We start from the raw sequence: 13235 nt of genomic DNA, 5'->3' as shown, positions 1-13235 counted from the left end.
TCAGGGTTGTCATTGGCCGGGAGCGGACTGGCGCCAGGCTTGGGAGCGACGCAGCGCGCCACGTGAAGCCCACGCCAGCAGCAGCGAAACGCCGGCCGAAGTGAACAGGATCAGGCTCGACATGGCCGCCGCACCGCCCACGTTGCCGGCGTCGTCCATGTTCAACACGGCGACGGCGGCGAGGATAGTGTCGGGGCTGTAGAGAAAGATCGCGGCGGACACGGTGGTCATCGCCGATACAAACAGGTAGCGCACGATGTCCAGCAGCGCCGGCAGGCAGATCGGCACCGTGACGCGCAGGTAGTGGCGGTACAGCGGCGCCTTGAGCGACAGCGCGGCGGCTTCGAACTCGGCATCCAACTGGCGCAGGGCGGTGGTCGCGGTCATTTGTGCGGTGGTCAGATAGTGGGCAATGGTGCACACCACCAGCAACGTCATGCTCCCGTAGAACACATGCAGCGGGTTGCCGTTGAGGTTGAAAAAGAACACGTAGCCCAGGCCCAGCACCAAGCCCGGCACCGCCATCGGTACGAAGCTGAGCATGCGCAGGGCCAGGTTCAGGCCTTTCTGGCTTTGGGTTTTTTCCATCAGGTAGGCACCGGTGAAGATCAGCACACTGCCGAGCAACGCCGTGCACAGGGCCATGGTCAAGCTGTTGCGATAGGCCAGCCAGCCACCGCCTGCCGTGTCTTCGAACTGGTAGTGGTTGAGCGACAACGACAGGTTGTAGGGCCAGAACTTCACCAGCGAGGAATACACCGCCATGCCGAACACCAGCAGCAATGCCGTGCAGATCAGCACTACGATGGCCAGGTAACAGCCGTCTCTTGCGCGCGATGGCGTAGGTCGAAATACCTGCGCGCGACCGCTCATGGCGTCGCCATGCCGCCGGCGCAACCAGGCATCCACGCCAAAACTGAACAGCGCCGGCAGCAGCAACACCATGCCGATCAATGCGCCACGACCAAACTGTTGCTGGCCGACCACCGCCTTGTAGGCTTCCAGCGCCAGCACCTGATAATCCCCTCCCACCACCACGGGCACCCCGAAGTCGGTAATGGTCAGGGTAAACACCAGGCAGGACGCAGCAAATACGGCCTGGCGCGTGGCCGGCCAGGTGATGCTGCGAAACGCCCGGGCCGGGCTCGCACCCATGCTGGAAGCGGCATCGAACAAACGCGCATCCGCCAGGGACAGCGCTGACAGCAGAATCATCAAGGCGTGTGGGAAGGTGTAGATCACCTCACCCAACACGATGCCCCAGAAGCCATAAATGTTCTCAGAGAGCAAACCGCGCAACAGGCCCTGGTTACCGAACAGGTACACCAGCGCAATCCCCGGCAACATCGACGGTGCCATTAATGGCAGCAATGACAGGCCGCGCCAAACGGCCTTGCCGGGAATCAATGTGCGTTGCAGGGCGTAGGCAAACAGGTAAGCCAGCGGTACGACAATGGCAGCCACACTGACTGACACTTTCAGGCTGTTACCCAGCAGCCAGTGAAAATTGTCGCTGGTCACCAGCTCTCGCGCAGCGATCCACCCGCCGCCCTGCCCGGCTTCGCTACTGAAACCTCGCCAGAAGATCGCCAGCAGTGGCAGCAGCACCGCGATAAGCAGCAAAAACAGCCACAGCAGTTTGCCGCCGAGCACAAAAATACGATCGCCCATTTGTGCACGGGACACCTGGCGGGCTATCGGCAGCGTCATCACCGCAGCCATCTCAGGCAAACACCTGCAGGCTGCGCGGCGGCAGCGCCACCCAGATATCCTGGGCACCCAGGCGCGGCATGGCTTCCGGCGCCAGCTCGGCAAGCAGTGGATGACCGGGCAATTGCGCCAGCTCAAAGCTCATGCGGCAGCGGTTGCCGAGAAAGGTGATCTCGCGGACCTTGGCCGGGAACAGGTTTTCTTCATGCACCGGCGGGTTGACGCTGATGGCTTCCGGGCGACAGAACAAACGCCCGGACTGGGCCACGCCGGCGTCATCGGCCAGGCGCAGGTTCATACCGCCAACCTGAGCGTGGCTGACACTGTTGCGGCTGAACGGCAACCAGTTGCCCTGGCCGACAAACTCCGCCACAAACGGTGTGGCCGGACGGTCGTAGATCGCCTGGGGCGTCGCGTATTGCTCGACCTTGCCGTTGTTCATCACGGCAATGCGGTCGGCCATCAACATGGCCTCGTCCTGGTTGTGGGTGACCATCAAGGTGGTGATGCCCAGGTGTCGTTGCAACTGGCGCAACTCGGTGCACAGGTGCTCGCGGACACGGGCGTCGAGGGCCGACATCGGTTCATCCAGCAACAGCAGCGAAGGGGCCGGTGCCAGCGCTCGCGCCAGGGCGACACGTTGCTGCTGGCCGCCGGACAACTGGCCGGGGTACTTCTTTTCGCTGCCCACCAGGCCCACCAGTTCCAGCATTTGGCCGACGCGCTTGCGCACCTCATCGCGGCCGCTGCCGGTGAGACCGTAGCCGATATTGGCTTCGACGGTCAGGTTGGGGAACAGCGCGTAGGACTGGAACAAAATCCCGTAGTCCCGCGCCTGAGGCGCGAGCAGGGAAACGTCGCGATGGCCCAGGCGCAGTTCACCGCTGTCCTGGCGTTCCAGGCCGGCGATGCAGCGCAACAAGGTGGTCTTGCCGCAACCGGACGGGCCCAGCAGGCACACCAGTTCGCCGGCGGCGACGTCCAGGGACACGTTATCCAGCGCGGTAAACGCACCAAAGCGTTTCTGGATGCCCCGCACCGTCATGGGCGCACCGGGGTGGGTCAGGGCTGTGTTCATGCAAGGCACCTCATCGAACGGATGAAGGCCATGCTAGGTGGGCAATGCGTCGCTCATGTGGCAGGAAGGCAAAACGCGGTGATAGTGGTATTGGTGGATTTGGGTGTGGCTCATGGAGGTGCGGTGGCTGGACTGCCGCTATCGGGAGCAAGCCCCCACACATTCTGAATGTATTCACAGATCAAACTGTGGGAGGGGGCTTGCTCCCGATGAGGCCCTCAAAGCCGCCTACCTACTCAGAGTGGCGACATCTCCTGCGCCAATCCCAGAAACGCCGCCGGCAACCGTGCGCCCTTGCGCTCCTTGAGGCAGTACAGATATTCGGCAATCTGCGGCGCATTTTCGATGGTCAACACGCGTAATTGCGGGTCGTGGGGCACTTCCTGGCGGGCAATGATGCTGATGCCGATGTTGCGCAGCACCGCCTCGCGGATTGATTCGCGGCTGCCGATTTCCAGCAGCGGGCCATGGCTCACGCCAGCGCCTTGCAACAGGTCCTCCGTCAGGCGCCGTGTGGTCGAGCCCGCTTCGCGCATCAACAAGGTATGCCCGGCCAGTGCCGTCAGCGGCACATGCTCCAGCGCTGCCAGCGGGTGATTGCGATGGACCGCCAACACCAACGGGTCGGTGCCGAGCACACGGCGGATCAGCCGCGGGTCTTCGAGCAATTGCGAGGACGCGGCGACGTCAACGCGGTAATCATCCAGCGCTTCAAGCACCTGTTGGGAGTTGCCGATTTCCACCGACACCTCCACCTGGGGCAGGCGCTCACGAAAGGCTTTGACCAGGTCGAGGATGTAATACGGCGCCGTCGCGGCGATGCGCAGAGCGCCCTGGACCTGACCGTTGTTGCGCAGGAAGAACTCGATGTCCGCTTCCTGCTGCAACAGCGCCTTGACCATCGGCAGCAGGCGCGCGCCTTCGTCACTGACGGTGAGGCGGCGCCCACCACGGTAAAACAGCTCGACCCCGTACTGGCTTTCCAGGTTGCGGATCTGGGTGGTGACGGTGGGCTGGCTCAGGCTGAGCTTCTTCGCCGCCTGCGTAATGCTGCCCAGGCGGGCGACCATGAAAAACGCCTTCAATTCGGCACTCAGCACACCACCCTCTCATCCTCTATTTGCGCAACAGGCGCAGGCCATTGAACACTACCAGCAGGCTTACGCCCATATCGGCGAACACCGCCATCCACATGGTGGCCATGCCCAGGAAAGTCACGACAAGAAAGATCGCCTTGATCACCAGCGCCAGAACGATGTTCTGCTTGAGGATACTCGACGTTTGCCGCGACAAACGAATGAATGCCGGGATCTTGCGCAAATCATCGTCCATCAAGGCCACGTCGGCGGTCTCGATCGCCGTGTCGGTGCCGGCGGCGGCCATGGCAAACCCGATCTCGGCGCGGGCCAGGGCCGGCGCGTCGTTGATGCCGTCGCCGACCATGCCGACACGGTGGCCTTGGCCATAGAGGGTTTCGATGGCTTGCAGCTTGTCGGTGGGCAGCAGGTCGCCTTGGGCTTGATCGATACCGACCTGGGCGCCAATAGCTTGGGCGGTGTGAGTATTGTCGCCGGTGAGCATCAGGGTCTTGATACCCAGGTCGTGCAGTTGCTGGATGGCTTCACGGCTGCTGTCTTTGACGGTGTCGGCGACGGCGAACAACGCCAAGGGGCCGGACTTGTCGAGCAACAACACCACGGACTTGCCTTGTTTCTCCAGGGCGAACAGCTTTTCTTCCAGTGCCGGCGAGCACAGGCCAAGGTCTTCCACCAGCCGGTGGTTGCCCAAGTGATAGGTTTCGCCGTTGATATCCCCGCGCACGCCACGGCCGGCCAGGGCCGCGAAGTTATCCACAGCGTGTAGGGGCAGCTTTTTATCCACAGCAGCATTGGCAATCGCCAGGGACACCGGGTGGTCGGAGCGCCCGGCCAGGCTGGCAGCCAGGGCGGGCGAGGTGTCCGCGACGTTGGGGAACAACGCCAGGTAGTCGGTTTGCACCGGCTTGCCGTGGGTAATGGTGCCGGTCTTGTCGAGCGCCAGGTAGTCGAGTTTGTAGCCACCCTCCAAGTACACGCCGCCCTTGATCAGGATGCCTTTGCGCGCCGCCGCCGCCAGGCCGCTGACGATGGTCACGGGCGTCGAGATCACCAAGGCGCAAGGGCAAGCCACCACCAGCAACACCAGGGCACGGTAGATCCAGTCGAACCAGGCGCCAGCCATGAACAACGGCGGGATGATCGCCACACCCAGCGCGAACAGGAACACCGCCGGGGTATAGACCTTCGAGAAGCTGTCCACAAAACGCTGGGTCGGTGCCCGCGCGCCTTGGGCTTGCTCCACCGCATGAATGATGCGCGCCAGCGTAGAGTTGTTCGCCGCGGCGGTGACCTTGTACTCCAGGGAGCCGGCCTGGTTGATGGTGCCGGCGAAGACTTTATCGCCCACGGTCTTTTCAATCGGCAGGCTTTCACCGGTGATCGGCGCCTGGTCGATAGTGGACTGGCCCGCAGTGACTTCACCGTCGAGGCCGATGCGCTCACCGGGTTTTACCCGAACGATCGCGCCCAGTTCAATGCTTTTGACCTCCTGTTCCACCCATGAACCGTCGGCCTGCCGCACCGTGGCCTGTTCCGGCGTCATTTGCATCAAGCCGCTGATGGCGTTACGAGCACGATCCAGGGATTTGGCTTCGATCAACTCGGCCACGGTGAACAGGAACATCACCATCGCCGCTTCGGGCCACTGGCCAATCAGCACGGCACCGGTAACAGCGATGCTCATCAGCGCATTGATGTTCAGGTTCAGGTTCTTGAGCGCGATCCAGCCCTTCTTATAGGTGGTAAGCCCGCCGCTGAGGATCGACACCAACGCCACCAAGGCGATCACCCAGGTCGGCGCGACGCCAGTGAAGTGCAGCACTTCGGCGCCCAACGCTCCTACGCCAGACACAGCCAAAGGCCACCAGTGTTTCTTGGCGGGAGGCTGCGCGGCGGGGGCACCCTCTTCAATCGGGTCGGCCTGCATGCCCAAGGACTTGATGGCATCGATGATCGGCGCGGTGCTCGGCAGGTCATGCGTCACGCCGAGGATGCGGTTGATCAGGTTGAATTCCAGCTGCTGCACGCCGGCGAGCTTGCCCAGTTTGTTCTGGATCAGTGTCTGCTCGGTGGGGCAGTCCATGGCTTCGATGCGAAAAGTGCTCAAGCGCGAGCCCGCCGTCGGCGCTTGGCTGAGCGTCACCACGGCAGGCGCAGCCTTGCTCGAACAGCAAGAGCCCGCATGGCTGGCATGATCATGCGGCTTGACCGGCGTCAGTTTGGCGCCGTGGTCGTGACTATGTGCATGATCGTGGTCATGATCGTGTTTGTGATCATGCTTATTCGGGGTGTGGATGGAATCGCTCATTCGGTCGCGTCCGTAAAGGTGCCTGTTGCCAAGTAAAGACCCTGTAGCCACTATAGGGTCAAGCACCCATTTGGAGATTGCAGCAATGAAGATCGGCGAACTGGCCAAACTGACCGACTGCCAAGTGGAAACTATCCGTTATTACGAGAAAGAAGGCCTGCTGCCGCCCCCGGCGCGCACCGACGCCAACTACCGCGTATACACCCAGGCCCACACCGAACGGCTGATCTTCATCCGCAATTGCCGCAGCCTGGACATGACCCTGGAAGAAATCCGCAGCCTGCTCGGGCTACGCGACAGCCCCAAGGACCAATGCGAAAGCGTGAATGCCTTGATCGACGAGCATATCCAACACGTGAAAGCGCGGATCGATGGGCTGTTGGTGCTACAGGAACAGCTGCTGGACCTGCGCCAACGCTGCGGCGGTGGGGCGGGCCTGGATCAGTGCGGGATTTTGCAGCGGCTGGAAGTCAGCGGCAGTGTGGCGGCCAGCGAGGCTGAGCCTTCGCATGTGGGCAGAAGCCATGGGCACTGATTCTAGTGACCACAGCCCCTCCCACAATGACCGGTGCAGGCCTCAGATGGCCACGTCGGCCTTGATGCTTGGATCGGCGTCATAGCCGACAATTTCGAAGTCTTCGAACTTGTAGTCATAGATCGACGCAGGTTTGCGCTTGATCACCAGCTCCGGCAGCTTTTTCGGCGTACGCGCCAGCTGGGTGCGGATCTGTTCCATGTGGTTGCTATAGGCATGGGTGTCGCCGGTGGTGACGATGATCTCGTGCGGGATCAGGTCGCACTGCTGGGCCAGCATATGGGTGAGCAACGCCAGAGCGGCGGTGTTGTACGGCAAGCCCAGGAATACATCGGAGCTGCGGATATACAACTGCATCGACAGATGACCGTCATGCACGAACGCCTGGTACAACAGGTGGCACGGCGGCAAAGCCTGCTTGCCGTTGCGCGCGTTTTCTTGGGGGCTCTTGGTTTCGTCCGGCAGGTACTCGACGTTCCAGCCGTGGAACAGGATGCGGCGGCTGTTCGGGTTGGTCTTGAGCGTGTGGACCATGTAGTCGATCTGGTTGATCTTGCCGCCATCCTTGGTCGGCCAGGCGGTCCACTGCTCGCCGTACACCGGGCCCAGGTCGCCGTCTTCGGTGGCCCATTCATCCCAGATGCGTACGCCGTTTTCGTTCAGCCACTTGATGTTGGTGTTGCCGCTCAACATCCAGATCAATTCGTTGGCGATGCTTTTGAAATGAAGCTTCTTGGTGGTCAGCAGCGGGAAGCCGTCGGCCAAGTTATGCCGATACTGACGGGCAAACACGGCCTTGGTGCCGGTGCCGGTGCGATCGCCCTTGGTCAATCCATTGGTCACGACGTCGTTCAGTAGTTCGAGATATTGCTTCATGTGAGTACCCGTATCGTTGAAGCCGAGGCCGGCAAAAGCCTCGGCGTCGAATTTAAAGCGCTGTGTTCTTGATGCCTTGCGGGCGATTGTAAGCCCACCACAACAGGCCCAGACCCGCGATGATCATCGGCAGGCTGAGAATCTGCCCCATGGTCAACCAGCCCCACGCCAGGTAGCCCAGCTGTGCATCCGGCACCCGCACGAACTCGACGATGAAACGGAAGATCCCGTAGAACAGCGCGAACATGCCGGAAACCGCCATGGTCGGACGCGGCTTGCGCGAGAAGATGTACAGAATCAGGAACAGTGCCACACCTTCCAAGGCAAACTGGTAGAGCTGCGACGGGTGGCGCGGCAATTGCGCCGGGTCGCTGAACGGCGGGAACACCATGGCCCACGGCACGTCAGTCGGCTTGCCCCACAATTCGGCGTTGATGAAGTTACCGATGCGCCCGGCGCCCAGGCCGATCGGCACGAACGGTGCGACGAAGTCCATCAGTTGGAAGAACGACTTGCCATTGCGCCGGCCGAACCACCACGCGGCGATCATCACGCCGACAAACCCGCCGTGGAACGCCATGCCGCCCTTCCACACTTCGAAGATCAGCGTCGGATGGGCGATATAGGCTGGCAGATCGTAGAACAACACATACCCCAGGCGCCCGCCGACGATCACCCCCATCGACATCCAGAACACCATGTCGGAGAGTTTCTCCTTGGTCCAGGTCGGGTCGAAACGGTTCAGGCGCCGGGAAGCCAGCAGCCAGGCACCGCCGATGCCGATCAGGTACATCAACCCGTACCAGTGGATTTGCAGCGGACCGATGGCCACGGCCACCGGGTTGATCTGCGGGTAAGGCAGCATTGCGACTCCTCGTTAAATCATTAGTCATGGCGCACCGGACCATGCCGGTGTGCGATTAAGCCTGCGTTACAGCCGCTATTTCAAATTAAGAAGTTCACACGTACCGAACCGCCAGGCATGTTAACGGATGGAAGGCGTGCGACCCAACTTCGATGCGATGGAACACCCGCCGCGGTGTGAGTAGAGTGGCAAAAAACACAAAAGGGATTTGCCTGATGTGCCTGATAGTTTTCGCCTGGCGGCCGGGCCACGCCCAACCGCTGATCGTCGCGGCCAACCGTGATGAGTTCTACGCCCGCCCCAGCCTGCCGCTGGCCCAGTGGCCGGATGCGCCCCAGGTGTATGCCGGTCGCGATCAGGAAGCGGGCGGCACCTGGTTGGGCGTGAGCGCCGACGGGCGTTTTGCCGCCCTGACCAACATCCGGGACCCGCACCAGCCGCCGGCACGCAAGTCCCGGGGAGAGCTGGTGGCGCGCTTTCTCAGCGGAACACTAGCGATTGACGACTATTTGGCCGACGTTAACGGACGATCGATTGAATATGCCGGCTTTAACCTGCTGGTGGGCACGCCCGATGAGCTGTGGCACTACAACGCCAAGCACACCGCGCCTACACGGCTGGAGCCTGGGGTTTATGGGCTCTCCAATGCCGGGCTGGATACGCCATGGCCCAAATTGCTCAAGGCCAAGGCGGCGTTGCGCGAACGGCTCGAAGATCCGCAGCCGCAAGCCTTGCTGGACATATTGAGTGACCCACAAACCGCACCGTTTGCCGATTTGCCGGACACCGGCGTGGGATTGGCCACGGAGAGTCTGTTATCGAGCGTGTTCATTGCCAGCCCCAGCTATGGGACGCGGGCGAGTACGGCGCTGATCGTGAATGCCGACGGGACGCGGCGGATGGTGGAACGCAGTTTCGGCCCCCTGGGAGGCAGGTTGGGCGAAGTAGAAATCAGCCTCTGAGCAACACCACAAAACTACTGTGGGAGGGGCGATGCGACGATTCGACTTGCTCCCGATAGCGGGGGGGGGCCAGTCGACATCTACTTGACTGACCCTCCGCTATCGGGAGCAAGCCCCCTCCCACATTTTTGATGTGTACCAAGCTTTAGAGAGTTTTGGCAGAGGCCGGGTTGATCATCCGCGTCAGCCCCAGGTTCTTCAGCGCCAGCTGCAGGGAGCTGTGGATAACTTGCGGGTTGTCGATGGTCATCAACTCGGCCAGCAGGTCCTTGGCCATGCTCAGTTCGACCTGGCGCAGCATCCACTTCACCTTCGGCAAGTTGGTGGCGTTCATCGACAAGCTGTCAAAGCCCATCGCCATCAGCAGCACCGCCGCTGCCGGGTCGCCGGCCATTTCACCACAGATGCTCACCGGCTTGCCTTCGGCATGGGCTTCACGCACCACATGTTGCAGGGCTTGCAGCACGGCCGGGTGCAGGTAGTCGTAAAGGTCGGCCACCCGTGGGTTATTGCGGTCCACGGCCAGCAGATATTGGGTGAGGTCGTTGGAACCCACCGACAGGAAGTCCACCTGCCGCGCCAACTCCTTGGCCTGGTAAACCGCAGCCGGAATTTCGATCATCACGCCAATCGGCGGCATCGGCACGTCGGCACCTTCGTCGCGGACTTCGCCCCAGGCACGATGGATCAGGTGCAGCGCCTCTTCCAGCTCATGGGTACCGGAAATCATCGGCAGCAGGATGCGCAGGTTGTTCAAGCCCTCGCTGGCCTTGAGCATGGCGCGGGTCTGCACGAGGAAAATCTCAGGGTGGTCGAGCGTCACGCGAATGCCGCGCCAGCCGAGGAATGGGTTGTCTTCCTTGATCGGGAAATACGACAGTGACTTGTCGCCGCCGATATCCAGGCTGCGCATGGTCACCGGCAGCGGGTGGAAGGCTTGCAGTTGCTCGCGATAGATCGCCAACTGCTCCTTCTCGCTCGGGAACCGCTGGTTGATCATGAACGGCACTTCGGTACGGTACAGGCCGACCCCTTCGGCGCCACGCTGTTGCGCGCGAGCCACATCAGCCAGCAACCCGGTATTCACCAGCAGCGGTACGCGGTGGCCATCAGTAGTCACGCACGGCAGTTCGCGCAATGAGTCCAGGCCCAGCGCCAGTTGTTTCTCTTCCTGCACCACTTCGGTGTACTGCTTGCGCAGCACTTCGCTGGGGTTGGTGTAGACCTCGCCGCGATGACCATCGACGATCATGTCGATGCCATCGACCTTGGAATACGGCAGGTCCACCAGGCCCATTACCGTCGGGATGCCCATGGCCCGGGCCAGGATTGCGACGTGGGAGTTGCCCGAGCCGAGTACCGAGACCAGACCCACCAGTTTTCCCTGAGGCACTTCGCCGAGCATGGTGGCGGTCAGTTCTTGACTGACGAGGATGGTGTTATCGGGATAAACCAGGTTGTTGGTGCGATCTTCCTGCAGGTAAGCCAGCAGGCGACGGCCCAGGTCGCGCACATCCGAGGCGCGCTCCCGCAGGTAGGCGTCGTCCATCAGTTCAAAACGGTTGACGTGATCGGTCACCACCTGGCGCAACGCGCCCTGGGCCCACTGGCCGGTCTTGATCACGTTCTTGACTTCGCTGCCCAGGGACGCGTCGTCAAGCATCATCTGGTACACATCGAACAACGCCCGTTCTTCGGGACGTAGCTGGGTGGCCAGCTTGGTCGACAGGTTGCGCATGTCGGCGCGCACGCCTTCCAGTGCGGTCTTGAACAGTTTGATTTCTGCGTCGATGTCATCGACGGTCTTGTCCGGCACCACGTCGAGGTCGGCTGGCGGCAGCATGACCACTGCCGTACCCACCGCCGCACCCGGCGATCCCGGAACACCGACGAACTTGGCTTCCTGGATGCCCTTGCCCTGGCGGCCCAGGCCGCGAATCGAACCCGTCGCCTCGGCGTGAGCAATAACCCCGGCAAGCTGTGCGCTCATGGTCACGAGGAAGGCTTCTTCACCCTCGTCGAACTGGCGGCGCTCTTTCTGCTGGATGACCAACACGCCGACGACGCGGCGGTGGTGAATGATCGGGGCGCCGAGGAACGAGGCATAGCGCTCTTCGCCGGTTTCGGCAAAGTAGCGATAACGCGGGTGATCGGCCGCGTTTTCAAGGTTCAGGGGTTCTTCACGCGTCCCCACCAGGCCAACCAGACCTTCATTGGGCGCCATGCTGACCTTGCCAATGGAGCGCTTGTTCAAGCCCTCGGTGGCCATCAGCACAAAACGGTTGGTCTCTGGGTCCAGCAGGTAAACCGAGCAGACCTGGCTGCCCATGGCTTCCTTGACGCGCAACACAATAATCCCCAACGCCGCCTTGAGATCCTTGGCGGAGTTAACTTCCTGGACGATCTTGCGCAGCGTATTGAGCATGGCTCGGGGTCGAACTCCGTCGTCAGTCGCGCGCTAAAAGGCGCGGGGCAAGCTCTTTAAGAGCGCGACGATAAACCTCGCGCTTGAATGTCACCACCTGGCCCAACGGGTACCAATAGCTGACCCAACGCCAGCCATCGAACTCCGGTTTACCGGTCAAATCCATCCGCACCCGCTGCTCATTGGAGATCAGGCGCAGGAGAAACCATTTCTGTTTCTGGCCGATGCACAGCGGTTGGCTGTGGGTACGCACCAGGCGTTGCGGCAAACGATAGCGCAACCAGCCACGGGTGCAGGCCAGAATTTGCACATCTTCACGCTCAAGGCCGACTTCTTCATTCAACTCACGGTACAAGGCGTCTTCAGGGGTTTCGTCGGGGTTGATCCCACCTTGAGGAAACTGCCAGGCATCTTGGTTGATTCGGCGAGCCCATAGCACCTGTCCGGCATCATTCGTAAGAATAATCCCGACATTAGGACGGAAACCATCGGGGTCGATCACGGCAACAACCTCGCAAACGCATGTCGCCGCATTGTTCCACAAAGGTTGATGAAGCGGCAACGAGGCTTCTTACCTTATGTGCACTCTTGTGAAAAGACCGTATTCTGGACGCCTTTTTACAGACTTTTCAGCGAGTAACTGCAATGCGCCTGGCTTTATTCGACTTGGACAACACCCTTCTCGGCGGTGACAGCGATCACGCGTGGGGCGATTACCTGTGCGCCCGTGGGATTCTCGACCCGGTGGCCTACAAGGCCCGCAACGACGCGTTCTACCAGGACTACCTGGCCGGCAAGCTGGACAATGCCGCCTACCTGAACTTCAGCCTGGAAATCCTCGGCCGTACCGAAATGGCCCAGCTGGAGCAGTGGCACCAAGACTTTATGCGCGACTGCATCGACCCGCTGATGCTGCCGCTGGCCGAGGAACTGCTGGCCAAACACCGCGCCGCCGGCGACAAGCTGGTGATCATCACCGCCACCAACCGTTTCGTCACCGCGCCGATTGCCGCACGCCTGGGCGTTGAAACCCTGATCGCCACCGAGTGCGAGATCGACAATGGCCGCTACACCGGGCGCAGCACCGACGTGCCGTGCTTTCGTGAAGGCAAGGTGACGCGCTTGAACCGTTGGCTGGAAGAAACCGGATATAGCCTGCAAGACAGCTACTTCTACAGCGACTCGATGAATGATTTGCCGCTGCTGGAGCAAGTGACCCATCCGGTGGCGGTGGATCCGGACCCGAATCTTCGTGCCGAGGCCGAGAAGCGCGGCTGGCCAGTAATCACACTCCGCAGCTGAGAATGCCATCGGGGGCAAGCCCCCTCCCACATTTGGACCGTGTTCACAAATCAAGGGTGGGAGGGGGCTTGCTCCCG

11 protein-coding genes are annotated in these 13235 nt (G+C 61.5%); 3 read left to right on the top strand and 8 right to left on the bottom strand.

The genetic code is table 11. The features are described from left to right. Nucleotides 1-9: 9 nt before the first annotated feature. The 4 genes from ACQRBV_RS10800 to ACQRBV_RS10785 form a co-directional block, all read right to left on the bottom strand. Complete coding sequence (locus ACQRBV_RS10800; protein ID WP_411985414.1) at nucleotides 10-1722, bottom strand: putative 2-aminoethylphosphonate ABC transporter permease subunit; 1713 nt, start codon at nucleotides 1720-1722, stop codon at nucleotides 10-12. Nucleotide 1723: 1 nt separating this feature from the next. Further along, complete coding sequence (locus ACQRBV_RS10795) at nucleotides 1724-2788, bottom strand: putative 2-aminoethylphosphonate ABC transporter ATP-binding protein (protein WP_411985413.1); 1065 nt, start codon at nucleotides 2786-2788, stop codon at nucleotides 1724-1726. A 236-nt stretch (nucleotides 2789-3024) separates the two neighbouring features. Continuing rightward, nucleotides 3025-3888, bottom strand: coding sequence for a LysR family transcriptional regulator (locus ACQRBV_RS10790; protein ID WP_411985412.1), 864 nt, complete (start codon nucleotides 3886-3888; stop codon nucleotides 3025-3027). Nucleotides 3889-3904: 16 nt separating this feature from the next. Beyond that, nucleotides 3905-6193, bottom strand: coding sequence for a heavy metal translocating P-type ATPase (locus tag ACQRBV_RS10785; protein WP_411985411.1), 2289 nt, complete (start codon nucleotides 6191-6193; stop codon nucleotides 3905-3907). An 85-nt stretch (nucleotides 6194-6278) separates the two neighbouring features. Here ACQRBV_RS10785 and cadR point away from each other — a divergent pair, with 85 nt between their 5' ends. Continuing rightward, a complete protein-coding gene (gene cadR, locus ACQRBV_RS10780; RefSeq protein WP_411985410.1) occupies nucleotides 6279-6728 on the top strand; it encodes a Cd(II)/Pb(II)-responsive transcriptional regulator in 450 nt (149 codons plus the stop codon). A gap of 42 nt (nucleotides 6729-6770) precedes the next feature. Here cadR and ACQRBV_RS10775 read toward each other — a convergent pair whose 3' ends face one another. Both ACQRBV_RS10775 and lgt read right to left on the bottom strand, forming a co-directional pair. Next, nucleotides 6771-7604, bottom strand: coding sequence for a thymidylate synthase (locus tag ACQRBV_RS10775; RefSeq protein ID WP_060753507.1), 834 nt, complete (start codon nucleotides 7602-7604; stop codon nucleotides 6771-6773). A gap of 52 nt (nucleotides 7605-7656) precedes the next feature. Then, the gene (gene lgt, locus ACQRBV_RS10770; RefSeq protein ID WP_060753508.1) at nucleotides 7657-8469 is read right to left on the bottom strand and encodes a prolipoprotein diacylglyceryl transferase; all 813 of its coding nucleotides are present in this window, start codon (nucleotides 8467-8469) and stop codon (nucleotides 7657-7659) included. Nucleotides 8470-8684: 215 nt separating this feature from the next. Between lgt and ACQRBV_RS10765 the strand changes: the two genes are divergently transcribed. Further along, nucleotides 8685-9431 (top strand): NRDE family protein, encoded by a 747-nt coding sequence (locus ACQRBV_RS10765; RefSeq protein ID WP_411985409.1) that lies wholly within the window; start codon nucleotides 8685-8687, stop codon nucleotides 9429-9431. 145 nt (nucleotides 9432-9576) lie between these two features. Here ACQRBV_RS10765 and ptsP read toward each other — a convergent pair whose 3' ends face one another. Together ptsP and ACQRBV_RS10755 are read right to left on the bottom strand one after the other, a co-directional pair. Beyond that, the gene (gene ptsP, locus ACQRBV_RS10760) at nucleotides 9577-11856 is read right to left on the bottom strand and encodes a phosphoenolpyruvate--protein phosphotransferase (RefSeq protein ID WP_104994954.1); all 2280 of its coding nucleotides are present in this window, start codon (nucleotides 11854-11856) and stop codon (nucleotides 9577-9579) included. Nucleotides 11857-11878: 22 nt separating this feature from the next. Then, nucleotides 11879-12358 (bottom strand): RNA pyrophosphohydrolase, encoded by a 480-nt coding sequence (locus ACQRBV_RS10755; protein WP_003176750.1) that lies wholly within the window; start codon nucleotides 12356-12358, stop codon nucleotides 11879-11881. Between the two features lie 143 nt (nucleotides 12359-12501). On the opposite strand from ACQRBV_RS10755, the gene ACQRBV_RS10750 reads away from it, so the two are divergent. Beyond that, nucleotides 12502-13158: an HAD family hydrolase gene (locus tag ACQRBV_RS10750; protein ID WP_161548632.1), complete on the top strand. Its 657-nt coding sequence runs from the start codon at nucleotides 12502-12504 to the stop codon at nucleotides 13156-13158. Nucleotides 13159-13235: the final 77 nt, after the last annotated feature.

The sequence above is a fragment of the Pseudomonas sp. R11F genome, assembly GCF_050312575.1.
GTDB classification, from domain to species: Bacteria; Pseudomonadota; Gammaproteobacteria; order Pseudomonadales; family Pseudomonadaceae; genus Aquipseudomonas; species Aquipseudomonas palleroniana.
This window is presented reverse-complemented; position numbering and strand designations above follow the sequence as displayed.

What these genes read in the sequence shown, in the direction of transcription:
- lgt (WP_060753508.1), bottom strand. Translation starts at nt 8,469, where the DNA reads ATGCTGCCTTACCCGCAGATCAACCCGGTGGCCGTGGCCATCGGTCCG.
- ACQRBV_RS10800 (WP_411985414.1), bottom strand. Translation starts at nt 1,722, where the DNA reads ATGGCTGCGGTGATGACGCTGCCGATAGCCCGCCAGGTGTCCCGTGCA.
- ACQRBV_RS10765 (WP_411985409.1), top strand. Translation starts at nt 8,685, where the DNA reads ATGTGCCTGATAGTTTTCGCCTGGCGGCCGGGCCACGCCCAACCGCTG.
- cadR (WP_411985410.1), top strand. Translation starts at nt 6,279, where the DNA reads ATGAAGATCGGCGAACTGGCCAAACTGACCGACTGCCAAGTGGAAACT.
- ACQRBV_RS10785 (WP_411985411.1), bottom strand. Translation starts at nt 6,193, where the DNA reads ATGAGCGATTCCATCCACACCCCGAATAAGCATGATCACAAACACGAT.
- ptsP (WP_104994954.1), bottom strand. Translation starts at nt 11,856, where the DNA reads ATGCTCAATACGCTGCGCAAGATCGTCCAGGAAGTTAACTCCGCCAAG.
- ACQRBV_RS10775 (WP_060753507.1), bottom strand. Translation starts at nt 7,604, where the DNA reads ATGAAGCAATATCTCGAACTACTGAACGACGTCGTGACCAATGGATTG.
- ACQRBV_RS10795 (WP_411985413.1), bottom strand. Translation starts at nt 2,788, where the DNA reads ATGAACACAGCCCTGACCCACCCCGGTGCGCCCATGACGGTGCGGGGC.
- ACQRBV_RS10750 (WP_161548632.1), top strand. Translation starts at nt 12,502, where the DNA reads ATGCGCCTGGCTTTATTCGACTTGGACAACACCCTTCTCGGCGGTGAC.